The organism is Aquabacterium sp. G14, from assembly GCF_037482285.1.
GTDB lineage: Bacteria > Pseudomonadota > Gammaproteobacteria > Burkholderiales > Burkholderiaceae_C > Aquabacterium.
In genome coordinates this window covers 129,401-154,230 of sequence record NZ_JBBEYB010000008.1, presented here as the reverse complement: position 1 = coordinate 154,230, position 24,830 = coordinate 129,401, and the positions used below count along the sequence as shown (strand labels likewise).

At 64.6% G+C, this 24,830-nt stretch carries 21 protein-coding genes; 9 read left to right on the top strand and 12 right to left on the bottom strand.

The window, feature by feature from the left end:
- Positions 1–8 precede the first annotated feature (8 nt).
- The 8 genes from WIT60_RS10675 to WIT60_RS10640 form a co-directional block, all read right to left on the bottom strand.
- Positions 9–821: an endonuclease/exonuclease/phosphatase family protein gene (locus WIT60_RS10675; protein WP_339583907.1), complete on the bottom strand. Its 813-nt coding sequence runs from the start codon at positions 819–821 to the stop codon at positions 9–11.
- Between the two features lie 48 nt (positions 822–869).
- Positions 870–1,361, bottom strand: coding sequence for a dihydroneopterin triphosphate diphosphatase (gene nudB, locus WIT60_RS10670; protein WP_339583906.1), 492 nt, complete (start codon positions 1,359–1,361; stop codon positions 870–872).
- Between the two features lie 106 nt (positions 1,362–1,467).
- Positions 1,468–3,270, bottom strand: coding sequence for an aspartate--tRNA ligase (gene aspS / locus WIT60_RS10665; RefSeq protein ID WP_339583905.1), 1,803 nt, complete (start codon positions 3,268–3,270; stop codon positions 1,468–1,470).
- Positions 3,271–3,339: 69 nt separating this feature from the next.
- Positions 3,340–3,972, bottom strand: a complete 633-nt coding sequence (locus WIT60_RS10660) for a DUF502 domain-containing protein (protein WP_339583904.1) — start codon at positions 3,970–3,972, stop codon at positions 3,340–3,342.
- A 106-nt stretch (positions 3,973–4,078) separates the two neighbouring features.
- Positions 4,079–4,390 carry an FmdB family zinc ribbon protein gene (locus WIT60_RS10655; RefSeq protein WP_339583903.1) on the bottom strand — a complete coding sequence of 104 codons (312 nt, stop codon included), beginning with the start codon at positions 4,388–4,390 and terminating at the stop codon, positions 4,079–4,081.
- A 186-nt stretch (positions 4,391–4,576) separates the two neighbouring features.
- On the bottom strand, positions 4,577–6,028 hold the full coding sequence (locus WIT60_RS10650) for a high affinity choline transporter 1 (protein ID WP_339583902.1): 1,452 nt from the start codon (positions 6,026–6,028) through the stop codon (positions 4,577–4,579).
- A gap of 125 nt (positions 6,029–6,153) precedes the next feature.
- On the bottom strand, positions 6,154–7,716 hold the full coding sequence (ubiB, locus tag WIT60_RS10645; RefSeq protein WP_339583901.1) for a ubiquinone biosynthesis regulatory protein kinase UbiB: 1,563 nt from the start codon (positions 7,714–7,716) through the stop codon (positions 6,154–6,156).
- Positions 7,717–7,731: 15 nt separating this feature from the next.
- Complete coding sequence (locus tag WIT60_RS10640; protein WP_339583900.1) at positions 7,732–8,310, bottom strand: hypothetical protein; 579 nt, start codon at positions 8,308–8,310, stop codon at positions 7,732–7,734.
- Positions 8,311–8,477: 167 nt separating this feature from the next.
- On the opposite strand from WIT60_RS10640, the gene WIT60_RS10635 reads away from it, so the two are divergent.
- From WIT60_RS10635 to WIT60_RS10620, 4 genes are read left to right on the top strand one after another with little or no spacing between them, the layout of a single operon-like run.
- The gene (locus WIT60_RS10635) at positions 8,478–9,872 is read left to right on the top strand and encodes an undecaprenyl-phosphate glucose phosphotransferase (RefSeq protein WP_339583899.1); all 1,395 of its coding nucleotides are present in this window, start codon (positions 8,478–8,480) and stop codon (positions 9,870–9,872) included.
- A gap of 54 nt (positions 9,873–9,926) precedes the next feature.
- Positions 9,927–11,156 carry a hypothetical protein gene (locus WIT60_RS10630; RefSeq protein WP_339583898.1) on the top strand — a complete coding sequence of 410 codons (1,230 nt, stop codon included), beginning with the start codon at positions 9,927–9,929 and terminating at the stop codon, positions 11,154–11,156.
- 15 nt (positions 11,157–11,171) lie between these two features.
- Positions 11,172–12,203 (top strand): UDP-glucose 4-epimerase GalE, encoded by a 1,032-nt coding sequence (gene galE / locus WIT60_RS10625; RefSeq protein ID WP_339583897.1) that lies wholly within the window; start codon positions 11,172–11,174, stop codon positions 12,201–12,203.
- 58 nt (positions 12,204–12,261) lie between these two features.
- Positions 12,262–13,716, top strand: a complete 1,455-nt coding sequence (locus tag WIT60_RS10620) for a mannose-1-phosphate guanylyltransferase/mannose-6-phosphate isomerase (RefSeq protein ID WP_339583896.1) — start codon at positions 12,262–12,264, stop codon at positions 13,714–13,716.
- An 85-nt stretch (positions 13,717–13,801) separates the two neighbouring features.
- Here WIT60_RS10620 and gph read toward each other — a convergent pair whose 3' ends face one another.
- From gph to WIT60_RS10605, 3 genes are all read right to left on the bottom strand, one after another.
- Entirely contained in the window at positions 13,802–14,470 is a 669-nt protein-coding gene (gph, locus tag WIT60_RS10615; protein ID WP_339583954.1) for a phosphoglycolate phosphatase, read from the bottom strand.
- A gap of 23 nt (positions 14,471–14,493) precedes the next feature.
- Positions 14,494–15,201 (bottom strand): bifunctional 2-polyprenyl-6-hydroxyphenol methylase/3-demethylubiquinol 3-O-methyltransferase UbiG, encoded by a 708-nt coding sequence (gene ubiG, locus WIT60_RS10610; protein WP_339583895.1) that lies wholly within the window; start codon positions 15,199–15,201, stop codon positions 14,494–14,496.
- A gap of 99 nt (positions 15,202–15,300) precedes the next feature.
- A complete protein-coding gene (locus tag WIT60_RS10605; protein WP_339583894.1) occupies positions 15,301–17,343 on the bottom strand; it encodes a sigma-54-dependent Fis family transcriptional regulator in 2,043 nt (680 codons plus the stop codon).
- A 297-nt stretch (positions 17,344–17,640) separates the two neighbouring features.
- Between WIT60_RS10605 and adh the strand changes: the two genes are divergently transcribed.
- The 3 genes from adh (at position 17,641) to WIT60_RS10590 (ending at position 20,058) form a co-directional block, all read left to right on the top strand.
- Positions 17,641–19,161, top strand: coding sequence for an aldehyde dehydrogenase (adh, locus tag WIT60_RS10600; protein ID WP_339583893.1), 1,521 nt, complete (start codon positions 17,641–17,643; stop codon positions 19,159–19,161).
- Positions 19,162–19,247: 86 nt separating this feature from the next.
- The gene (locus WIT60_RS10595) at positions 19,248–19,610 is read left to right on the top strand and encodes a DUF779 domain-containing protein (RefSeq protein ID WP_339583892.1); all 363 of its coding nucleotides are present in this window, start codon (positions 19,248–19,250) and stop codon (positions 19,608–19,610) included.
- Positions 19,611–19,692: 82 nt separating this feature from the next.
- Complete coding sequence (locus WIT60_RS10590) at positions 19,693–20,058, top strand: ArsC family reductase (RefSeq protein ID WP_339583891.1); 366 nt, start codon at positions 19,693–19,695, stop codon at positions 20,056–20,058.
- A gap of 30 nt (positions 20,059–20,088) precedes the next feature.
- Here WIT60_RS10590 and WIT60_RS10585 read toward each other — a convergent pair whose 3' ends face one another.
- Positions 20,089–22,983, bottom strand: a complete 2,895-nt coding sequence (locus WIT60_RS10585; RefSeq protein ID WP_339583890.1) for an aconitate hydratase — start codon at positions 22,981–22,983, stop codon at positions 20,089–20,091.
- Positions 22,984–23,093: 110 nt separating this feature from the next.
- Here WIT60_RS10585 and WIT60_RS10580 point away from each other — a divergent pair, with 110 nt between their 5' ends.
- Both WIT60_RS10580 and WIT60_RS10575 read left to right on the top strand, forming a co-directional pair.
- Entirely contained in the window at positions 23,094–24,101 is a 1,008-nt protein-coding gene (locus WIT60_RS10580; RefSeq protein WP_445207686.1) for a bile acid:sodium symporter family protein, read from the top strand.
- Between the two features lie 24 nt (positions 24,102–24,125).
- On the top strand, positions 24,126–24,788 hold the full coding sequence (locus WIT60_RS10575) for a pseudouridine synthase (protein WP_339583888.1): 663 nt from the start codon (positions 24,126–24,128) through the stop codon (positions 24,786–24,788).
- Positions 24,789–24,830: the final 42 nt, after the last annotated feature.

The window sequence follows — 24,830 nt, the reverse complement described above, 5'->3', positions numbered from 1 at the left end:
CGGGGGCATCAGGCGTTCAGATCCAGCTCCGCCACCAGCGGCAGGTGATCGGACAGCTTGGCCCAGGTGCTGCCCCGCGGCACCATGATCGACTTGCAGTGCATGCCGCGCGTGTAGACCCGGTCCAGCGACAGCACCGGAATGCGCGACGGGTAGGTGGCCGTGCGGGCCTCGTTGCCCAGCGTGGCGCGGTTCAAACCGCCTTCGGCCAGGATGCTGTCGAGCTTTTCGTTCCAGTCGTTGAAGTCCCCGGCCACCACCACGGGGGCCCCGGCCGGGAGTTCGTGCTGCACCAGCGCGGCCAAGCGTTCCGCCTGGCGCACGCGGCTGGCATGGATCAGGCCCAGGTGCACCACCACCACGTGCACCTCGACACCCCGCCAACTGACCGGCACGTGCAAGAGGCCGCGCTGCTCGAAGCGGTGGTCGGACACATTGTGGTGGCCGATGGCGCCCAGCGGCCAGCGCGCCAGCAGTGCATTGCCGTGTTCGCCATGCTTGGTGACGGCATTGGTGCGGTAGGCCACTTCATAGCCTTCTGGCGCCAGGTACTCCGCCTGAGGCGTGCTGGGCCAGGCGTCCGGGCCAAACTGCGTGTGCGAAAAGCGCCGCGCCTCGGCATGGTTGAACTGGCGCACCTCCTGCAGGCACACGATGTCGGCGTCCAGCGCCTCCACGGCGTCACTCAGGTTGTGGATCTCCAGGCGCTTGGTGGGCCCCATGCCGCGCACACCCTTGTGGATGTTGTACGTCGCCACGCGCAGATGGCGTGCGTTGCGCTGAGACGGGGGAAGCAGGGAAGACTGAAGCGGTTTGAGCACGGGTACATTCCTGCGGCAAAGTGTGTCGCGATGGCGGCACCACGCTCTCTACGATAGCAGGTGCGCCGGGGTGGCGTCACGCTGGCTGAGTTGCAAAATCGCCTCGGCGTTCGACGGCGAGAAGCAGCGGTCGGCCGCCTCCTGCCAGGGCAGCCAGACGTGAGCGATGTGCTCGCGCGGCGCCAGCGTGATGGGGATGTCACGCGGCACGCACAGGCCGAACACATGCTCGGTGTTGTGCGTCACGCCGGGCGCATAGCGATGACGCCACACGGGGTAGATCTCGTAGACGTTCTCCACGCCCCAGTCCTGCAGCGCGCTGCGTGGCACCTGATCTGATCCCACCTGGATGCCGGTTTCCTCCCACACCTCGCGAATGGCGGTGTCCACCCAGGGTTCGTCCAGATGGTCCTTGGATCCCGTCACGCTCTGCCAGAACCCCGGCTGCTTGGCCCGCTCGATCAGCAAGACCTCGCGCTGCGGGGTGTAGATCACCACCAGCACCGATTGCGGGATTTTCGGAAACGCTTGTTCGTTCATGAAAGACAGTGTGGCACGCGCATTCATGCCGGGTGTTTCATCATGAAAAAGGCCACCCTGCAGGGTGGCCTCATGCCCAGATGCGCCATGCGGGCGCTCGGGTCGATCAGCCCTGTGCCGGCGCCGCAGCGGCGGCGTTGCGCAGGCGGATGTGCAGCTCGCGCAGCTGCTTCTCGTCCACGTTCGACGGGGCGCCGGTCAGCAGACACTGGGCGCGTTGCGTCTTCGGGAAGGCGATCACGTCGCGGATCGACTCGGCCTTGGTCATCAGCGTGACCAGGCGGTCCAGACCGAAGGCCAGACCACCGTGCGGGGGCGCACCGTATTGCAGGGCGTCCAGCAGGAAGCCGAACTTCACGGCGGCGTCTTCCTTGCTGATGTTCAGGGCGCTGAACACCTTGGACTGCACGTCGGCGCGGTGGATACGGATCGAACCGCCACCCAACTCCCAGCCATTGAGCACCATGTCGTAGGCCTTGGCGATGCAGGCACCCGGATCGGTGTCCATCAGGTCTTCGTGGCCGTCCTTCGGGGCGGTGAAGGGGTGGTGCACGGCGTTCCAGCGCTCCGACTCGTCGTCGTACTCGAACATCGGGAAGTCCACCACCCACAGGGGCGCCCAGCGGTCTTCGAACAGGCCGGCCTTCTTGCCGAAGTCGGAGTGACCCACCTTCAGGCGCAGCGCGCCGATGGCGTCGTTGACGATCTTGGCCTTGTCGGCGCCGAAGAAGATCAGGTCGCCGTCCTTGGCGCCGGTGCGCTCCAGGATCTTGGCAATGGCGGCATCGTGCAGGTTCTTGACGATGGGCGACTGCAGACCTTCACGGCCCTTGGCCACTTCGTTGACCTTGATCCAGGCCAGGCCCTTGGCGCCGTAAATCTTGACGAACTCGGTGTAGGCATCGATCTCGCCGCGCGACATGGCGCCGCCGCCGGGAACGCACAGACCCACCACGCGGCCACCCTTGGTGGTGGCAGGGGTCGAGAAGACCTTGAAGTCCACGTCGGCCATCACGTCGGTCAGCTCGGTGAACTGCAGCTTGACGCGCAGGTCAGGCTTGTCCGAGCCATACAGGTGCATGGCATCAGCGTACTTCATGACCGGGTAGGCACCCAGGTCCACATTCAGCGCCTTCATGAAGACGTGGCGGATCATGCCTTCGAACATGTCACGGATTTCCTGCTCGGTCAGGAAGCTCGTTTCAATATCGATCTGGGTGAATTCGGGCTGACGGTCGGCACGCAGGTCTTCGTCGCGGAAGCACTTGGTGATCTGGTAGTAGCGGTCGTAGCCGGCCACCATCAGAAGCTGCTTGAACAGCTGGGGCGACTGGGGCAGGGCGAAGAACTGGCCGTCGTGCACGCGCGAAGGCACCAGGTAGTCGCGGGCACCTTCCGGGGTCGACTTGGTCAGCATCGGGGTTTCGATGTCGATGAAGCCGTTCTCGTCCAGGAACTTGCGCGCTTCCATTGCCACGCGGTAGCGCAGCATCAGGTTCTTTTGCATGTAAGGACGACGCAGGTCCAGCACGCGGTGGGTCAGGCGGGTGGTTTCCGACAGGTTTTCGTCGTCCAGCTGGAACGGCGGCGTCACCGAAGCGTTCAGCACTTCCAGGGTGTGGCCCAGCACTTCGATCTTGCCGCTGGTCAGGCCAACGTTTTCGGTACCAGCCGGTCGGGCACGCACGACGCCGGTCACCTTCAGGCAGAACTCGTTGCGCACGTCTTCGGCGATCTTGAACGAGTCGGCACGGTCAGGGTCGAACACCACCTGCACCAGACCTTCGCGGTCACGCAGGTCGATGAAGATCACGCCGCCGTGGTCGCGGCGACGGTGGGCCCAGCCCATCAGCGTCACGGTCTGGCCCATCAGCGCTTCGCTGACCAGACCACAGTAAGTGGTGCGCATTGTTGTTAGCTCCGGAATGAGGTTCGTGCGGCCTGGGCACAGGCCCGGCTCGAAACCCTCGATTGTCGTTCAGGAATGGGTGTTTGGCGCGGCCGGTGGCGACACCACCCCCATCGAAATGATGTACTTGAGCGCTTCGTCCACCGACATGTGCAAAGGATGGACCTCGGCACGGGGCACGATCAGCATGAAACCCGAGGTTGGGTTGGGTGTGGTGGGCACGTACACCGTCACCATGTCGGGTGGCAGTTTCTGGGCCACTTCACCGTCAGGCTTGCCGGTCACGAAGGCGATGGTCCAGGCGCCGTTGCGGGGGTACTGAACCAGCACCGCCTCGCGGAAAGCCTGGCCGCTGCTGGAAAACAGCGTGTCCGAGACCTGTTTGACCGAGTTGTAGATGCTCTTGACGATGGGGATGTTCGAGAACACCCAGTTGGAGCGGTTGAGCAGCCACTGCCCGACCATGTTGGTGACCGCCACACCGGTCAGCCACAAGGCTGTGACCAGGATGATGACACTCAGGCCAGGCACACGCTGCAAGTCGGCCAGCACAGGGTGGATGCTGACCGGCAGCACCGTCCGCGCCACGACCATGAACCAGGCAAACACGTCGTCGAGCGTGCCGATCACGCTCTTGAGCACCCAGATGGTGATCACCAGGGGGAGCCAGACGAGCAGGCCGGTGAGGATGTATTTCTTCACGTTGGGGAGGGGGGAGAGGGCGCGAGGCCGGGTGCCGTGGCAGGCAGCTTGGCCTGTATTGTCAGGCCAAGCTGTGTCAGGCGAGTGCGTGAAGCAAAAGCGCCGCTCAGTGGCAGGCGCAGGAGCCGCCGCATGGCGTGCCGCCCGAGTCGCTGCCTGCGCTGCTGGCTTCGGCCGGCGCAGGAGCAGCCGCTGCCGCGGTGGCGCCTGTGGCCGGGGCACTGGTACCGCCCGAGCCGCCACGGAAGTCGGTCACATACCAGCCCGAACCCTTGAGTTGGAAGCCTGCAGCCGTGATCTGCTTCTGGAAGCTCTCGGCGCCGCAGGCGGGGCAGGTGGTGAGCACCGGATCAGAGATTTTTTGCAAAACGTCCTTGGCGTGACCGCAGGACGTGCACTGGTAGGCATAAATCGGCATGGCCTGACCTCGAGAAAATCGATGATTGTAAAAGACGGGCGACGCCCTTGCCAGTTTCTGGGTCTGGGGGCGGGCAAGGGCTCGCGCCAGCAGATGCGGGCGCCCCGTTGAATATCAAGTCTCGTGTCGACGGCACACGCTCAGTGCCTGGATAGCGCACCATTGCACCGCTGCAGCCCCTGTCCGTCAGGCCGTCAGCAGAGGGCGCTTGCTGCGACGGTCTGCGATCCACTGCGGAGCCAGCGAGCCCAGCAACATCCCGGCCAGCGCCATCAGCAGGCCCGCCAGTTGCCCTGGGAAGGCTTCACCCAGCCCGGCATGGAAGGTGAACAGTGTCAGCGTGCCGATGCCCAGCACAATGGACAGCAAAGCGCCCTGGGTCGATGCACGCTTCCAGTACAGCCCGAAGGTCAGGGGGACGAAGGCGCCCACCAGCGGAATCTGATATGCCGCCGAAACCAGGTCATAGATGGCAGTTCCCTCCATCAAGATCGCGTACGTCAACACCAGGCAGGTGAAGACCAGCAGGGTGACGCGCATGGCAAACAGCACTTGGCGGTCCGTCATGCCAGGCTTGATGTTTTTGAGGATGTTCTCGACGAAGCTGGTGGAGGGGGCCAGCAGCGTGGCCGACGAGGTTGACTTGATCGCCGACACGAGTGCACCAAAGAAGAAGATCTGGGCGATCAGGGGCATTTTGCTCAGGATCAGCGTTGGCAGGACCTTCTGGGGGTCATTGGCCAACAATGCCCGCGTCTCATCCGGCATGATGATCAGCGAGGAGGCCACGATGAACATCGGCACGAAGGCAAAGGCCAGGTAGCCGAAGCCGCCGATGATGGCGCCCCGCTGGGCCGTGACCGCATCCTTGGCCGACATCACGCGCTGAAACACGTCTTGCTGGGGAATGGAGCCCAACATCATGGTGATGCCCGCGGCAATGAACCAGAGCCAGCCATCGGGGGTGTTCTCGGGGAAGAACTTGAACCAGTTGTTGGCATGCGCCAGGTCGATCACCTTGTCTGCTCCGCCCGCCTGGTCGGCGGCCATGTAGGCAATCAAGGACAGGCCCACAACCAGCACGACCATCTGGATGAAGTCGGTCCATGCCACCGCCAGCATGCCCCCCACCATCACATAGACCAGCACCAGCAAGGTGCCGAGAGCCATGCCCCAGGCGGGAGCGATGGTGCCACCCGAGAGCACCGAGAACACCAGGCCCAAGGCGGTGATTTGCGCGGCCACCCAGCCCAGATAGCTCAGGATGATGGCGACAGAGCAGAAGATTTCGACACCTTCACCATAGCGCTGACGATAGTAGTCGCCGATGGTGAGCAGGCTCATTTTGTAGAGCCGGCTGGCGAAGAAGGCGCCCACCAGCACCAGGCACATCGACGCCCCGAACGGGTCTTCCACCACGGCGCCCAGCCCCCCTTCGGCGAACTTGGCCGGAATGCCCATGACCGTCTCCGCCCCGAACCAGGTCGCAAAGGTCGTGGTGATGACCATGATCAGCGGCAGACTGCGTCCCGCAATGGCGAAGTCGGTGGTGTTTTTGATGCGGGTGCCGGCATACATACCGATCGCCATCGTGCCAAGCAGATAGAGGATCACAAACGCAAGCAAGGTGGTGTTCATGGTCGGTATCGATCGGGGTCGATGGATGTCGAATTGGGGGCGGAGTTTAGTGGCAGATTGTCGCTGGATGCGCTGCCCTGATCTGGCTCACCGGTGTCTGGTGCGAGACACCTGTGAGCGGGGGGTCACAGCAGGCCCAGTCCGTGCAGTCTGAGCAACAACTGTGCCGTCAGCAGGCCCAGGACAAAGCCCACGCCCACCCAGACGATGGACGACAACAGTCGGTTGGTCTGGCGTTGTTCCGCCAGCATGGCCGCCAGGTCACGGCGCAGGTCGGCGTTGCTGTGCTCCAGGTTCTGGTGCACCAGGCGGGGCAGTTCCGGCAACATCTTGGCGTAGCGCGGCGCCTCGCGCTTGAGGCGCTGCCACAGGCCGCGCAGACCCACTTGCTCGTGCATCCACTTTTCCAGGAAGGGCTTGGCCGTGCTCCACAGGTCCAGGTCGGGGTCGAGTTCGCGTCCCAGACCCTCCACGTTCAGCAGGGTCTTTTGCAGCAGCACAAGTTGGGGCTGGATCTCAACGTTGAAGCGGCGGGAAATCTGGAACAGGCGCATCAGCACCTGCCCCAGGGAGATTTCCTTGATGGGTCGGTCGAAGTACGGTTCGCACACGGTGCGGATGGCGCCTTCGAGCTCATCGACCCGGGTAGTCGCGGGCACCCAGCCACTTTCAATGTGCAATTCGGCCACGCGCTTGTAGTCGCGGTGGAAAAAGGCAATGAAGTTCTGTGCCAGGTAGTCCTTGTCCACCTCGGTGAGCGTGCCGATGATGCCGAAGTCCAGTGCGATGTAGCGGCCGAAGGTGGCTGGATCCAGGCTGACCTGGATGTTGCCAGGGTGCATGTCGGCGTGGAAAAAGCCGTCGCGGAAGACCTGGGTGAAGAAGATGGTCACGCCATCGCGGGCCAGCTTCTTGATGTCCACCCCGGCGGCGCGCAGGCGGCTCATCTGGCTGATGGGCACGCCCTTCATGCGCTCCATCACCATCACGGTGGGGGTGCAGTGGTCCCAGATCATCTCGGGCACCAGGACCAGGTCGAGCCCGTCCATGTTGCGACGCAACTGCGCGGCGTTGGCGGCTTCGCGCACGAGGTCCAACTCGTCGTGCAGATACTTGTCGAACTCGGCCACCACCTCGCGGGGCTTGAGGCGCTTGCCGTCGGACCAGAAACGCTCCACCCAGCCGGCCAGTGTGCGCATCAGGGCCAAGTCGTCGTCGATGACGTTGAGCATGCCGGGACGCAGCACCTTGACGGCCACTTCGCGGCCGTCGTGCAGCACCGCAAAGTGAACCTGGGCGATGGACGCGCTGGCGATCGGGTCGGTGTCGAAGTGTTTGAAGATGGCCGACAGGGGTTTGCCCAGGGCTTTCTCGACCAGGCGTGCCGATTCGTCGCTGGGGAAAGGGGGGACGCGGTCTTGCAGCTTCGCCAGCTCATCTGCCACATCCGGAGGGAGCAGGTCGCGCCGGGTGGACAGCATCTGCCCGAATTTGACGAAGATCGGCCCCAGGTGCTCCAGCGCTTGGCGCAGTCGCTCGCCGCGGGGCGCATGCAGACGCCTGCCCGTCGAGAGCACGCGCGCCAGCAGGCTCCAGCGTGGTCGGCGCAGGCTGTGCAGCAGCAAGCCGTCCAGCCCGAAACGCAGGGCGATCAGTCCGATGTAGGCGGGGCGAAACAGCGAGCGCATCGGTCGGCCTCGTGGTCAGCGGCGCGACGCCGGCGAGCCGCCAGCCTGATCACGCTGGCCAGGGCGCCAGCGCTGCAGGGTTTGGCGCACTGACTCACCCACTGTACGCAGCCATTCGGCGGGCGCATTGCCCAGCATGCGGGCCACATCGTCCTGGATGTCCCAGCGCAGGTGGTTCATCAGCCAGGAGGCCACCTCGGCCAGGGCCGCGTCACCCTCGATGCGCACGTCGGGGCGCTGGCCGGTCAGCAACTGGCGCGCCATGGTCAGCGGATCACTGAGTTCGATGGTCAGCGTCAAGCCGTCGCTGCAGGGGCTGAGGAAGGGGCCCGATTCGACCAGCTCGAACAGGCCTGCGGGGGTGATGACGAAACGCACGGATGGGGGGAGTAACCCCTGGGAACCATCGGCAGGCTGCAGGAACCGAGGCAGAGGTGGTGCGAAGGTGCTGGTCCATTGCAGGTCAATGGTGCGACCCGCATGGGGTTGGAGTTTGCCGCTGGCGACGGGCTCGCTGGCCACCACGTGGTTGAGCAGCAGCGTCAAGCGGGGCAGCACCAAAGGGCCGAGCCAAGTGAAGGGATGAGAAAGCATGTCGCGGATTGTAGGTGTGGGCCGACAACCCCTGGAAAGCAGGGGGAGGCGAGGGGTGCATTCGACGCTAAGCTGCGACGGCTGGCATTTCACATACAACGAGTTTAGGGTTTTTCCTGTCATGTTGCCCCTCGGTGCGGGATGGTGCGAGGGGAGCTGTAGGTCTCATGTTCAACAAGCGTAATTACCGCCCCACTTTTTTCAGTGCGCCTGAGTCGGTCACATCCTTTGTGGCGGCGTTTCTGGAGCCCTTTGTCACCGTCGGAACCTTGCTGGCGGTGATGCTGCATCTCAATGAGTCGGTGCTGAGGCCGGATCTGGCCCTGTGCCTGCTGGCGTTCGCCTTGACCTTTCCTGGGCGCAATCGCTTCCACGATGAGCCGCTGGACGCCGCCATCGACATCGTCTCCTCCTGGGTGGCGGTGCTGTTGATCCTGGCGGTGTGCGGCTTTGCCACCAACAGCCTGATGTTCTTCAAGATGGAGGTGATGCTGGCCTGGGCCTTGACCACGCCGTTGGTGCAGTGGGTGGTCGTGATGGTGGGGCGTGCCATCGTGCTTCGCCAGATGGCGCGTCCAGAGTCCCGTCGCCGGGCGGTGGTGGTTGGTGCGGGTGCGCTGGGCCTGAAGGTGGCGAAGGCACTTCAGGCCAATCCGGGTCAAGCGGTGAGTTTCGTCGGGTACTTCGACGATCGCTCGGGTGACCGCGTCCAGCCCGAAACACAGGCTCAGCGCCTGGGGGGGCTCAAAGACATTGCGGACTATGTTCAGGCGCACGGCATCCACGAGGTCTACATCACCTTGCCGCTGGGGTCACAGCCCCGCATCCTGGCATTGATGGAGGCCATTCAGGGCACCACGGCGTCTTTGTATTTTGTGCCTGACGTGTTCGGCATCAGCATCATCCAAGGCCGTTTGCAGGACATGAACGGCGTGCCCGTGGTGGGCATTTGCGAAACCCCGTTCACGGGCATCAACGAACTGGCCAAGCGGGTGTTCGACATTGTGGTGGCCAGCATCATCCTGGTTCTGATTTCACCGGTTTTGCTGGCGTTGGCGATCGGGGTCAAACTCAGTTCGCCGGGGCCCGTCATTTTCAAGCAGCGACGCAACGGCCTCGATGGCGAGGAAATCATCGTCTACAAGTTCCGCTCGATGCGGGCCATGGACAACGGCGCCGTGGTGAAGCAGGCGACCAAGGGGGATCCGCGCATCACGCCTTTCGGGGCGTTCATCCGCAAGACCTCGCTCGATGAGTTGCCGCAGTTCATCAATGTGCTGCAGGGGCGCATGAGCATCGTGGGCCCGCGCCCCCATGCGGTGGCGCACAACGAGTCGTACCGCCGCCTCATCAAGGCCTATATGGTGCGCCACAAGGTGCGTCCTGGCATCACCGGGTGGGCTCAGGTGAATGGCTGCCGCGGTGAAACCGAGACCCTCGACAAGATGCAGGCTCGGGTGGAGTACGACCTGGAGTACCTGCGCAACTGGTCGTTGGGCCTCGATGTGGCCATCATTTTCCGCACCATTCGTCTGGTGCTGTTTGATCGCAATGCGTATTGAGTACCCGTGCGCGATGTGAGCGTTGTTCCTTCAATCAAAACCGGAGAGGGTGGAATGCACCAGAAGAACGTGATCGTCAGGGGGGGCGCGCTGGCTGCGCTGATGGTGCTGGCCGCCGGCGCGGGGAGTGTCGGTGCCGAGGAGCTGCCGCTGTATCTGACCCTGAGCCAAAGCCTCACGCGAGACAGCAACCTGCTGCGCGACAACAATGACCGCCGCAGTGACACCATCTCGGTCACCACGGTGGCTGGCGGGCTGAACAAGGCCTATGGCCGGCAGAATTACCGGGTCTCTGCTTCAGCTTCGCGCAATGCGTACAGTGACAACAAGCAGTTCGACAACGATGGTTATGCCGTGAGCGCCGAGGTGGCGAGTGAGGTGGGCTCCAACTTCAAGGTCACCCTCAATGCCGGTGCGTCACAGTTCCTGCCGAATTTCGAAGACCAGTTCAATCGCACGACGCGCAACACCGAGCGCAATCGGCAGGCCTCGGTCGATGTGCGCTATGGTCTGTATGGGCGCTGGTCGGTGAACGCTGGGGCGAGTTACAGCAAGGTGGACTATCAGGTCACCGAGAGTGAGAACAAGACCTCGAAGTCGGTGTTTGCCGGGGTGCGGTATTTGCCTTCGGATTTGGCCTACATCGGGCTGACACTGTACCGAACCGATACCGAGTTGCCCAATCGTCGCCTGGTGACCACGACGGCGGTGGGTGAAGACATCGAACGCACCAGCCTGAACCTGGACACGGTGTGGCAGGTCACAGGCTTCAGCCGTCTCTCGGGTCGTTTGGGCGTGACCAGCGAAAAGCACCCGCAAGATCGGCGGCGTGACTTTGACGGTCTGACAGGCTCCGCGTCATGGACCTTCACCCCGGCAGGCAAGGCCACCTATGCGCTGAGTTGGGTGCGCGACACCAACAACGAGGGTGGCGGCACCTTCAATTCGACCGCTGGCCAGTTGTTCTCGGCGAACAAGCGTTTGACCAACAGCTTGTCAGCCACCGCCACGTGGCAGGCCACGGCCAAGATCAAGCTCAACGCGAACTACACCCACGCGCAGTACGAGGAAGACAGCGAGTTGTTGCTTGCCGGGGTGACGCCGGTGTCGAGCGACGAACAAACCGGCCGCTACAACGCGGTGTCGTTGGGCGTCTCCTATCAACCTCTGAGGTCGGTCGGTCTGGGGTGCGACATGCAGCGCTACGACCGGACCGCCTCGGTCTTTTCCCGTGCGTATGATGGCAACAGCGTGGCGTGCCGCGCCTCGTTCACCATCGATTGACATTGGGAGTTCACCTTGCCTTGCATCCTGTTGACCGGGGCCACCGGTTACATCGCTTCTCACACCTGGCTGGCCTTGCAGGAGGCGGGTTTCGACGTGGTGGGCATCGACAGCCTGGTCAACAGTTCGGTGAAGGTGCTCGATCGCCTGGAAACCATTGGGCGGCGTGCGCCGCATTTTGTGCAGGGTGATGTACGTGACGCTGCGGCGCTGGACCGGTGCTTTGAGCTGGCACGCTCGCGATTTGGTGGCATCGAGGCTGTGGTGCACTTTGCGGCCCTGAAAGCGGTGGGTGAATCGGTCGAGCGTCCGTTGGATTACTTCGACAACAACCTGGGCGGCCTGTTGTCGGTGTGCCAGGCGATGAAGCGCCATGGCGTGAACAACCTGGTGTTCAGTTCGTCGGCCACGGTGTACGGCAGCCCTGACGCCCTGCCCATCACCGAGGATGCGCCCTTGCGGGTGACCAACCCCTACGGTCAGACCAAGTTGATGGGGGAGGAGATCCTGCGTGAGCTAGGGCGCTGCGACCCCACCTGGCGCTTCGCCTGCCTGCGCTATTTCAATCCGGTGGGGGCGCATCCCAGTGGTTTGATCGGCGAAGACCCGCAGGGCATTCCCAACAACCTGATGCCCTATGTGGCCCAGGTGGCCGTGGGCCAGCGTCCGCATCTGAACGTGTTCGGCAACGATTACGACACGCGCGACGGCACTGGCGTGCGCGACTACATCCATGTGTGCGACCTGGCCGAAGGCCACGTGGCGGCACTGCGTTACCTGTTCGATCGCCAGCAGTCCTTGACCGTCAACCTGGGCACGGGCCAGGGCTACAGCGTGCTGGAGTTGGCGCAAGCCTACGGCCGTGCATCGGGCCGTGAGATCCCGGTGGTGTTCGCACCGCGTCGTGCCGGTGACGTGGCGGCCTGCTATGCCGACCCGCAACGTGCGTTCGAGACCATGGGCTGGAAGGCGACACGGGGGCTGGACGAGATGTGCGTGGATTCGTGGCGCTGGCAGTCACACAACCCCCATGGTTTTCGAGATTGAGCGCCACTGACCCGGTGGTTGGCCGCGCGACCGTCTCTCTCTTTTTCAGTTTGACAACATGACCCATTCCTTGCTTCCCGTCATCATGGCCGGTGGTTCGGGCACCCGCCTGTGGCCCCTGTCGCGCGCGTTGTATCCCAAGCAGTTCCTGATCCTGACGGGCAATCAGAGCCTTTTCCAGCAAGCCCACCTGCGCTTGCAATCTCTGGCGGCTGCCGACATCGCTGTGACGCAGCCTTGCGTGGTGGGCAACGAAGAGCACCGCTTCCTGGTACTCGATCAGTTGCGCGAGGTGAAGGGCGAAGCCGCACCCTTGTTGCTGGAACCGGTGGGACGCAATACGGCACCAGCCGTGACCTTGGCGGCCCTGCAGGCCGTGGCGGATGGGGCCGACCCGATCTTGGTGGTCACACCCGCTGATCAGACCGTGACCGACGAGGCCGCTTACACCGCCGCCGTGCAGGCGGCCGTGCGCGCCGCAGCCGAGGGGGACATCGTGATCTTGGGTATCACTCCGGATCGCCCAGAGACGGGGTTTGGCTACATCCGCACGGGCGAAGCGAATGCCTTGGGTGCGCGCTGCGTGCAGGCTTTCGTCGAGAAGCCCGACGCCCAGACTGCGCAGGCCTATGTGGCTGACGGTGGCTACTTCTGGAACAGCGGCATGTTCGTGATGAAGGCTTCGCGCTGGCTGGCTGCGGTGGGACATTTCCGCCCGGACATCCTGGCGGCCACGCAGGCCGCATTCGCCGTGCGGACTTCCGATGCTGCCTTCGTTCGCCCTGGCAAGGACGAGTTCAAGGCCGTGCCGTCCGAGTCGGTGGACTATGCGGTGATGGAGCAATGCCCTGCGCACCCCGAGGCGGGTTTTGTGGTGCGCATGGTGCCTTTGAACGCCGGCTGGTCGGACCTGGGCGCCTGGGATGCCGTCTGGCAGGTGACGCCGCACGATGCACAAGGCAATGCCGCCCATGGCGATGCGCTGTTCCAGGGCACCACCAACACCCTGATCCATGCGTCTTCGCGTCTGGTGGCCGCCGTTGGCCTTGACAACATCGTCGTGGTGGAGACGCCGGACGCCGTGTTGGTGGCCGATCGCAGTCGCAGCCAGGAGGTCAAGCAAATCGTCGCCGCGCTGGACAAGCAGTCTCGACCCGAAGGCAGTTTGCACCGCCGCGTGCACCGGCCATGGGGCTGGTATGACTCGATCGACGCGGGCGAGCGCTTCCAGGTCAAGCGCATCATGGTCAAGCCGAAGGCTTCGTTGAGCCTGCAGATGCACCACCACCGTGCCGAGCACTGGATCGTGGTGAGCGGCACCGCCGAGGTGACCGTGGGCGACGAGGTGAAGCTGATTTCCGAGAACCAGTCCGTCTACATCCCCTTGGGGAACGTGCACCGTCTGACGAATCCCGGTGCGATCCCGCTGGAGATCATCGAGGTGCAGTCAGGCAGCTACCTGGGTGAGGACGACATTGTCCGTTTCCAGGACAACTACGGTCGCACGAACTGAGTCGCGCGTGAGTCAAGCCAGGTGCCGCTTTGTGAAAGGCGGGCCTGGCGTCCGCCGGCCGACCGGAGCCTGAGCTTGGCGCGCTTCAGCGGCCCAGGTGGCGCAGCAGATCCAAGGGCTGCGCCACGATGACGTTGGCGCCCCAGGTGTCGATCTCGCCACTGTGGCCGATGTAGCCCCAGGCCGCGGCCGCGTTGGGCATGCCGGCCGCTTGCGCTGCCTGGATGTCGCGCAGGTCGTCGCCCACGTAGAGCACGCGCGCTGGGCTGACGCCGATCTGCTCGCAGGCGGTCAGCAAGGGCAGCGGGTGCGGTTTGGCGTGGGCGGTGGTGTCGCCGCTGATCAGCGTGGCCGACCGTTCAGCCAGTTTCAGGCCCTGCATGACCGGCACGGTGAAGCGGTGCGGCTTGTTGGTGACCACACCCCAGGCGATGCCCTGGGCTTCCAGCGTGGCCAGCAACTCGGCCATGCCGTCAAACAACACCGTGGTGTCGGCCAGGATGCGTTCGTAGGTGTCGAGGAAGGCTGTGCGCAGGTCCTCGAACTCGGCATGGCCCGGATGGATGTCCAGTGCCGCGCCAATCAGGCCGCGGGCGCCGGCCGAGGCGTAGGGACGCAAGGTCTCCAAGGGCAGGGGCGCTAGGCCACGCTGCACACGCAGGTGGTTGACGGCGCCGACCAGGTCGCCGGCGGTGTCGGCCAGGGTGCCGTCCAGGTCAAACAGCACGGCCTGAGCGGGTTCGGCCCAGCTCAGGTGCCCAGACGTGGCCTGCCCGCTCACGGATTCAAGGGCTTGCGGCAAGCCACCATGTAGTTCACGCTGGTGTCGCCCGACAGCTTGTAGAGGCGGGTCAAGGGGTTGTATTCCAGGCCCTTGAACTGCACGGTGTCGAGGCGGGCTTCGCGGATCCAGCGGGCCAGTTCGGCCGGGCGGATGAAGCGCGAGAACTCGTGCGTGCCCTTGGGCAGCAGTTTGAGCACGTACTCGGCGCCGACGATGGCGAACAGGAAGGACTTGGGATTGCGGTTGAGGGTCGAGAAAAAGACCCAGCCACCGGGCTTGACCATGTCGGCGCAGGCACGGATGACCGACGAGGGATCGGGCACGTGCTCCAGCATTTCCATGCAGGTGACGACGTCAAACTGCGCGGGCTGCTCGGCGGCCAGGGCTTCGGCGGCCACACTGCGGTAGTCCAGGTTGGCGACGCCGGCTTCCATGGCGTGCAACTGGGCCACTTTCAGGGGCTTGTCGGCCAGGTCGATGCCCAGGACGTTGGCGCCACGGCGGGCCATGGATTCGGCCAGGATGCCCCCACCGCAGCCCACGTCCACCACGGTCTTGCCCTTGATGGCGGCGTGCTGGTCGATCCAGTCCAGGCGCAGGGGATTGATCTGGTGCAGCGGACGGAATTCGCTTTCCGGGTCCCACCACTTGTGGGCCAGGTCACTGAATTTGGCGAGTTCTTGGGGGTCGGCGTTCGTCATGGACGAGATGCTACCCAAAGGACCGCCCGCTTCTGGCTATCGGGGGCATTTCTTGCAGTTTTTTTGACCTGACGTGGTCTTGACGCCAGCCGACGGCGTTCACTCAGGGGAGCGCTTGAGGCGGCGATAGAGGGTGTTGCGGCTGATGCCCAGACGGCGCGCGGCTTCGGACATGTTGCCTTGGGTCGCAGCGATGACCTGCTGGATGGTCTGCTGGGAGAGGCGGCGCAGATTGGGTACTTGCAACGACGACGCGGAGGCCCCCAGGTCTGACTCCAACTGGCCAGAGGCCCGATGTGGGCCGTGCGAGGCGTTGTGGGTGTCAGCGTGACGACGGGCATCGCGTGTGGCGTCCTGCAACTCCTGTTGCATGTCGTCGGGCACGTGGCGCCAGTCGATGGCGACCTCCCTGGGCTCCAACAAGGCACAGGCGGTGCGCAGCAGGCTGTGGAGCTGGCGCAGGTTGCCGGGCCAGTGGTGCGCGGCCAGGGCCTGGTGCAGGCCGGGATGCAGTTGTGGCACCGGGGCGGCCGTGCGGCCCATGCTCTGGCAGATGTCGGCCAGCATGTGTGCCACCAGGGTGTCGAAGTCCTGGCGCTCGCGCAGGGCAGGCAGGGTGACGGTCAGGCCGTTGAGGCGGTAGAACAGGTCTTCGCGGAACTGGCCGGTGCGCACGGCTTCCCGCAGGTTGCGGTGGGTGGCGCACACCAGCACGAAGTCCACCGGGTGGGCCTTGTTGCCACCCAGGGGTACCACCATCTTGTCTTGCAGTACGCGCAGCAGGCGGGCTTGCAGGGCCAGTGGCATGTCGCCGATTTCGTCCAGAAACAGGGTGCCGCCATCGGCTTCTCGGATGCGACCGGGCGCGCCCTCGCGGCGTGCGCCGGTGAACGCGCCGCCGACATAACCAAACAGCTCGGCTTCGATCAGGGTTTCGGGCAGGGCAGCGCAGTTGAGGGCGACGAAGGGGCGGGCCGCGCGGGGCCCCTCCTGATGCAGGGCGCGGGCGAAGACTTCCTTGCCGGTACCGGATTCACCCTGGATCAGGACCGGGATGCCTTGCGCCTGTACCCGCTGGGCACGGTGGTGAGCCTCGGCCAGGCGGGTGTCGAGCGTCCGCTCGTGGTGCTGCGAGGCGTGTGATGCCGTGCGCGGAGGCGCGGCGGCGTCGGGAGGCGACGCTGGTCGTGCGGTGTGGGCGATGGACGGCGATGGCGTGTGAATGGCCGGACGCCGGGGCCAGTCGAGGCGCGCGAACAAGGACAGGCCTCGCGCGGCGCGCACACGCAGGGTGCGGCCGGGCGGCATCTGAGCCACCCGCAGGCCTGTCAGGTCGGCCAGCGTGCCGCCACCCATGGCTGGCAGCCCCAACCATTCTCGGGCCAGCTGGTTGCTGCCGACCACCCAGCCGTCGTCCGACAGGGCCACCAGGCCTTCACCCACCGCACCCAGTCCTTCGGCGTGGGCATGCAGGCGCAGCACCTGGTCGTGGCCATGGCGTGCATGGAACAGGCGGTCTTCGATCATGCGGGCGGCCGAGCGCACCAGCGCGAAGGTGTGCGGGTGCTGCCCCCGGTGGTCGCCGGAGATGTCGATCACGCCGCGCAGCCGGCCTTCCGAGGTCAACACCGGGGCGGCCGCGCAAGTGAGGAAGCTGTTGCGGGCCAGGTAGTGCTCGGCGCCGTGGATGACGACCGCCCGTTCCTCGGCCAGGGCGGTGCCGATGGCGTTGGTGCCGCGGTCGTGTTCGTGCCAGAGCGCGCCGGGCCTCAGCGAGACGCGCTCGGCGCGGGTGGCGAAATCGATGTCGCCCAAGGTGTCCAGGAGCAGACCGTGGTTGTCGGCCAGCACGACCACGTTGCCGCTGTCACGGATCTGGTCGAACACGAAGCTCATGACCGGACGGGCGTGGGCCAGCAGGTCGTGCTCGCTGGCCAGGGTTTGGCGCAGGTCGGCGGGTGTGCACAGCGGGGGCTCGCTGGCGACATCGACCGGGCTGAGGCCCGCATGGCGGCTGCGCAGCCAGGACTGCCGCAGGGTGTCGTCCACCAGCCCTGGAGGCACGTCGCCGGCGTCCATCAGGCAGCGGCGGGCCTGCAGGAGGTCCGTTTCTGACTGGTGGTGGGTGAGCTGCAGCGGCATGGCAGGGGTGGGTGGGGGAGGGTAATTCGGTCGCGGTGGACGGAGTATGGCGTGGCCGACAAGGTGACACACCCGTGGTCACCCTGTGTCATTTTGGGACAGTGTGTGCAGCGGAGACAAGGTGGCTGACACAGGGTGACAGCCACTCACGCGTCGCGGCGTCTCTGGGACAAGGGCCTGCGGCCTCGGGACGAACCCGCATTGGCACGCGCTCTGCACTCAAGGTGAGCGTCACGGCCACAAGCCTGGCTTCCTTTGCCCCTTGATCCCCTACACCTGACCTTGAGGAGACACTCGATGATCTACGCAGCACCCGGCGCCGCTGGCGCTCCCGTGGCCTACCAGACCCGCTACGACAACTTCATCGGTGGCAAGTTCGTCGCCCCGCTGGGCGGCGAGTATTTCGATGTGATCACGCCGATCAGCGGCAAGGTCTACACCCAGGCCGCCCGCTCGACCGAGGCGGACATCAATCTGGCGCTGGATGCGGCCCACGCTGCCAAAGACGCCTGGGGTGCCACCGCGCCGGCCGAGCGCGCCAACATCCTGCTGAAGATCGCCGACCGCATCGAGCAGAACCTGGAGAAGCTGGCTTATGCCGAGACGGTGGACAACGGCAAGCCCATCCGCGAAACACTGAACGCCGACATTCCGCTGGCGGTGGACCACTTCCGCTACTTTGCGGGCTGTTTGCGTTCACAAGAAGGTTCGATCAGTGAAATTGACGGCAACACCATTGCCTATCACTTCCACGAACCCCTGGGTGTGGTCGGTCAGATCATCCCCTGGAACTTTCCGATCCTGATGGCTGCCTGGAAGCTGGCTCCGGCCTTGGCCGCCGGCAACTGCGTGGTGCTCAAGCCGGCCGAGTCCACCCCCATCAGCATCTTGATCCTGGCCGAGATGATCGCCGACCTGCTGCCGGCCGGTGTGCTCAACATCGTCAATGGCTTTGGCCGTGAAGCCGGCATGCCGCTGGCCAGCAGCAAGCGCATCGCCAAGATCGCCTTCACCGGTTCCACCGCCACGGGCCGCGTGATCGCCCAGGCGGCGGCCGGCAACCTGATTCCCGCGACGCTGGAGTTGGGTGGCAAGAGCCCCAACATCTTCTTTGACGATGTCATGGCCGAAGACGATGCCTTCCTCGACAAGGCCATCGAGGGCATGGTGCTGTTCGCCTTCAACCAGGGCGAGGTGTGCACCTGCCCGTCGCGCGCGCTGATCCAGGAATCGATCTACGACCGCTTCATCGAGCGCGCCCTCAAGCGCGTGGCCGCCATCAAGCAGGGCAGCCCGCTGGACACGGACACGATGATGGGGGCCCAGGCCTCGGCCATGCAGATGGACAAGATCATGTCCTACCTGGCGGTCGGCAAGGAAGAAGGCGCCCAGGTGCTGATCGGCGGCGACCGCGCCCAGTTGGGTGGCGAGCTGAGCGAGGGCTATTACATCCAGCCGACGCTGTTCAAGGGCCACAACCAGATGCGCATCTTCCGCGAGGAAATCTTCGGCCCGGTGCTGGCCGTGACGACCTTCAAGAACGAGGCCGAAGCCATGGCCATTGCCAACGACACGCCGTATGGCCTGGGCGCGGGCGTGTGGACCCGTGACGGCAGCCGTGCCTACCGCTTTGGCCGCGGCATCCAGGCCGGTCGCGTCTGGACCAACTGCTATCACGCCTACCCGGCACACGCCACCTTCGGTGGTTACAAGGAATCTGGCATCGGTCGTGAGACCCACAAGATGATGCTCGATCACTACCAGCAGACCAAGAATCTGCTGGTGAGCTACAGCCCCAACAAGCTGGGCTTCTTCTGACATGAACAGGGCTCCACAAGGGCCCTGGTTGGAGGTGGGGCGGCTTGGCCGCCCCTTTTCTTTCTCGTAAGGGAAGAGATCGCAACATGATTGAACGTGTGGTCGCCACCGAGGTGGCAGAGTTGCTGATCCGGGGCTTGCGTCAGCGGCATGGCGACGTGATGTTTTACCTCTCGCATGGTTGCTGTGACGGCAGCACACCCATGTGTTTGAAGCGCGGGGAAATGTCGCTCAGTGAGGGCGACGTGCAACTGGGCGAGGTGCTGGGCGTACCTTTTCACGCCAGCCGCATGCAGCTGGATTACCTGGGTGATGCGCAGTTGACGCTGGATGTGCGCTCAGGCAGCCTGGGCACGATGTCGCTGGAAGACGCCGATGGCCTGCACTTTGTGCTCCGATCCCGCAAGTTGAGCGCAGCCGAGTTGGCAGATTTGTCCCCCGTGTGCTGAGGTGCATGGCGGCGGCCCGCTGCCGGGCCGCCTGACTTGTGACACAGTGGCGCCTGCATCAACCTGCTTGAGTCGACCTTCCATGAGCACCATCGTTTACGGCATCCCCAACTGCGACACCGTCAAGAAGGCCCGCGCCTGGCTGAGCGAGCAAGGCGTGGACTACAGCTTCCATGACTACAAGAAGCAGGGCGTGCCTGCCGATCGCGTCGATGCCTGGATCGCGTCAGTGGGGTGGGAACCGCTGGTGAACCGCCAGGGTACGACGTGGCGCAAGTTGGACGAGGCGACGAAGGCCGGCGTGGCGGATGCGGCCAGCGCCAAGGCCTTGATGCTGAGCCAGGCCAGTGTCATCAAGCGCCCGGTGATCGAGCGCGATGGCGTGGTTGTGTCGGTCGGTTTTGGCGCCAAACGGCTCGACGAACTGGCCACCCGCTTGACGAGCTGATCCAGGTCTGCTCGACCTCCGCGGACAGATTCACGCCAGCAACTGCCTCAGCACAAAGGGCAGGATGCCGCCGTGCTGGTAGTAGCTCACCTCAATCGGCGTGTCGATGCGTAACTTCACGTTGACCGTCTCAGTTTGGCCATCGCTGCGCTGGACGATCAACTTCGCATCCGCCTGGGGCTCGATCGCCTGGCCGAGGTCAATGCTGATGACCTCGTCGCCCCGCAGGCCCAGGGACTGCCAGCTGTCGTCGCCCTTGAACTGCAGGGGTAGCACCCCCATGCCGACCAGGTTGGCGCGGTGGATGCGCTCGAAGCTGCGCGCCACCACCGCTTTGATGCCCAGCAGTTGCGTGCCCTTGGCCGCCCAGTCGCGGCTGGAGCCGGTGCCGTACTCCTCACCCCCAAAGATGACCGTGGGGATGCCAGCTGCCTGATAGGCCATGGCCGCATCGTAGATGGGCAGTTTCTGGCCCTGTAGCGGACCGGTGTGCTGGAACAGCGTCAGGCCACCTTCTTCGCGGCTGCCGTCGGCCTGCGGCGGGATCATCAGGTTCTTGATGCGGACATTGGCAAAGGTGCCCCGCATCATCACCTCGTGGTTGCCGCGACGTGAGCCGTAACTGTTGAAGTCCGTTTTTTGCACGCCTTGCGCCTGCAGGTACTGGCCAGCCGGCGAGGTGGCCTTGATGGAGCCGGCCGGGGAGATGTGGTCCGTGGTGATCGAGTCACCGAACAGCGCCATGATGCGTGCCTGCTGTACGCCCAGCGCGGCGGCCTTGGGCTGAGGTTCGAAGCCGTCAAAGAAGGGCGGGCGGGCGATATAGGTGCTTTGCGGCCAGGTGTAGACCTGACCACTCACGCCCTTGGTCTGCTCCCACAGCTTGCCAGGCTTGGTGGTGACCTTCTCGTAGTTCTTGCGGTAGGCCTTGCCATCCATGGCGTACTTGAGCAGCTTGTAGATCTCGTCGCTGCTCGGCCAGATGTCGCCCAGGTAGATGTCCCGCAGTTTGCCGTCTTTGCCTTTGCCCTGGCCGACCGGTTCGGTCATCAGATCGCGGGTGACCGTGCCGGCAATCGCGTAGGCGACCACCAGGGGCGGGCTGGCCAGAAAGTTGGCTTTCAGATTGGGGTGGATGCGCGCCTCGAAATTGCGGTTGCCCGACAGCACGGCGGCACACACCAGGTCGTTTTGGACGATGGTCTCGTTGAGCTCGGGCGTCAGGTCGCCGGCGTTGCCGATGCAGGTCGTGCAGCCATAGGCGGCCACCGCAAAGCCGAGCTTTTCCAGATAGGGCAGCAGCCCGGCCTTCTCCAGGTACTCGGTGACGATGCGCGAGCCCGGGGCCAGCGAGGTCTTGATGTGCGGCTGCACGCGCAAACCGGCCTTCACGGCCTTCTTGGCCAGCAGCCCGGCCGCCAGCAAGACGCTGGGGTTGGAGGTGTTGGTGCAAGACGTGATGGCCGCGATCAGGATGTCGCCGTGGCTGAGCGTGAGCGCCCCTGTGGGGGCATCGGCCGAGGCCGTGACGGCATTCTCAGGGGCGGCGCGCATGGTGGGGCGGTCGGACACCATCTCCGCCACATCACGCGGCGCCCCTTGGGGCAGCGGAGGCCGGATCAGGCACGCGTTCACGCCTGATTCGACCACCGGATGGCGCTGCGCCAATGACGCCGCCGGCTGGTTGAATCCGTTCTCGGCGGTGGACTTGGTCAACAGCTCGGCGAAATTGCGGGCCATCTGGCCCAGCTCCACGCGGTCCTGCGGGCGCTTGGGGCCGGCCAGCGAGGGCGTCACGCTGCCCAGGTCGAGCTTGACCACGCTGGAGTAGTCGATCTCTCCGGCATCCGGGACGCCGAACAGCTCCTGGGCCCGGAAGTACGCTTCGAAAGCCTGGCGCTCGGCCTTCGTGCGACCCGTACCCTTGAAATACTCGACGGTTTTCTCATCGACGGGGAAGAAGCCCATGGTGGCGCCATACTCGGGCGCCATGTTGCCGATGGTGGCCCGGTCCGGCACGCTCAGCGAGCGGGTGCCTTCCCCGAAAAACTCGACGAACTTGCCCACCACCTTGGCCTTGCGCAGCAACTCGGTGACGGTCAGCACCAGATCGGTGGCGGTCACCCCCTCGCGCAGGCGCCCGGTCAGCTCCATGCCCACCACATCGGGCGTCAGCAGGTACACCGGCTGCCCCAGCATGGCGGCTTCGGCCTCAATGCCCCCCACGCCCCAACCGACCACGCCAATGCCGTTGATCATCGTGGTGTGGCTGTCGGTGCCCACCAGCGTGTCGGGGTAGGCCACGCCGTCGGCGGTCTGGTGCACACCGCGCGCCAGGTACTCCAGGTTCACCTGGTGGACGATGCCAAACCCCGGGGGCACGACCCCAAAGGTGTCAAAGGCCTGCATGCCCCATTTCATGAACTCGTAGCGCTCGGCATTGCGCTGGAACTCCAGCTTCATGTTCAAGTCCAGCGCCTTCTTGTCACCGTAGTGGTCGATCATCACCGAGTGATCCACCACCAGGTCCACCGGCACCAGTGGCTCGATGCGCTTGGGGTCCTTGCCCAGCGCGTCGGCCACATTGCGCATGGCGGCCAGGTCGGCCAGCAAGGGCACGCCGGTGAAGTCCTGCAGCACCACGCGCGACACCACAAACGGGATCTCGTCCGTGCGGGGCGCGTTGGGTTGCCAGTGGGCCAGTTGCCTGACATGCTCGGCGGTGACCTTGTGCCCGTCGCAGTTGCGCAGCACCGACTCCAGCACGATGCGGATCGACACGGGCAGACGCCGGATGCCCGGGTAGGTCTGGGCCAGGGCCGGCAGGGAGTGGTACTGCAGCGAGGTGCCCGCTGAGGTCTGGAAGGACTTCAGGGTGTGGGCAAAGGCATGCGGCGAGGTCTGCGCGTGAGAGTCTGTGGCCATGAAGTCCCTCCGTATCGTGGTCGATGTTCCGGGGCAAAGCGAGCTTCATTCTGACAGCAAGCCCATGCGGTGGACAATATGGCCCGTGTGGCCATGCCACGTGTGCAGGATTGAATCTGGTGCGGAAGACGTCGAACAAACAAAGTGGTGCGGCAGACTGGTTTCTGATCGCGATGGTGGGCGCGGTGCTGCTGGCGTCGTTCGTGCCCGACTGGGGGCGCAGCGACGGCCCTCTGCACCTGGGACAGGTGACCGACATCGGCGTCTTCCTGCTCTTTTTCCTGCACGGCATGGGCCTGTCCACCGACAGTCTCAAAACCGGCGCCAGCAAGTGGAAGCTGCACCTGCTGGTGCAGGCCTGCACCTACGTCATTTTCCCGATCTGGTGGGCCGTGCTGGCGCTGGTGGGCGGGCGCTGGATTTCGCACGACCTGTTGATGGGCTTCTTTTACCTGGCGGTCTTGCCGTCCACCGTGTCCTCGTCGGTCGCGATGACCGCGCTGGCCCGGGGCCATGTGGCGGCCGCCGTGCTCAACGCCACCTTGTCCACCTTGCTCGGCGTGTTCCTGACGCCCTTGCTCGTCAGCCTGGTCATGAGTGGCCAGGGGCAGCACATGGACATCAGCCAGACGATGTTGAAGGTGGCACAGATGCTGTTGCTGCCTTTCGTGATTGGCCACCTGCTGCGACCCTGGTTAGGGGCCTTCTTTGCGCGCATCAAGCGCTACACCACCATCTTTGACCGCGGCGTGATCGTGCTGATGGTGTGGGCCGCTTTCAGCGACTCGGTGGCCGATGGCCTATGGACCAAGCATGGCCCGGTCTTGCTGGCGCAGGCCCTGCTGGGTGCAGCGGTCTTCCTGTTCCCGATGCTGTGGTTCAGTCGCAAGGTGGCTCGTGCGTTGGGATTTGACCTGCCTGACGAGATCGTGGCGGTGTTCTGCGGCTCGAAGAAGACCCTGGCTTCGGGCATGCCGATGGCCAAACTGCTCTTTGGTGGCAACGCGGCCATGGGCGTCCTGATCTTGCCGATCATGCTCTACCACCAGATGCAATTGTTCGTGTGCGCGGTGCTGGCGCGCCGGTATGCCGCCCGCGTCAGCAAGCAGGTGGCGTGAGCAAGCTTTTTGCCACATCGTGACATGAGCGAGGTCATCTACACACCGCCGCCTGATGAGGGGCTGGACCTGATCCACGTGGACGAGGCCCTCATCGTCGTCAACAAGCCCGAAGGCCTGCTCTCGGTGCCGGGACGCGGAGAGGACCGGCAGGACTGCATGGTGCACCGCGTGCAGCAGCGCTTCCCCGAGGCGCTCACCGTGCACCGGCTCGACATGGCCACTTCAGGTCTGCTGGTGTTCGCCCGAGGCGAGGCCATGCAGCGGGCCTTGAGCGTGCTGTTCCAGGATCGCCAGGTGGACAAGCGCTATGTGGCGGTTGTCCAAGGCTTGCTGGCGCAGGACCACGGCGAGGTCAACTTGCCGCTGATCGCCGACTGGCCGAACCGGCCGCGTCAGATGGTGTGCTTCGAGCGGGGCAAGCCTTCTCAGACGCTGTACGAGGTGCTGGCCTGCGACCCGCAGAAAGACGAGACCCGTGTGGCGCTCACGCCGGTGACTGGACGGTCGCACCAGTTGCGCGTGCACATGCTGGCGCTCGGACATCCGATGCTGGGCGACCCCTTCTATGGCGATGCCGACAGCCAGGCCCGTGCGCCCCGACTGCTCCTGCACGCGGAGGCTTTGAGCCTGCCGCACCCGGTTTCCGGCGAGCGGGTGCATTGGGCCTGTGCCGCGCCTTTTTAAGACCGCAGACCGTGTCAGGTGCCCACATGACAGGCCTGTCAT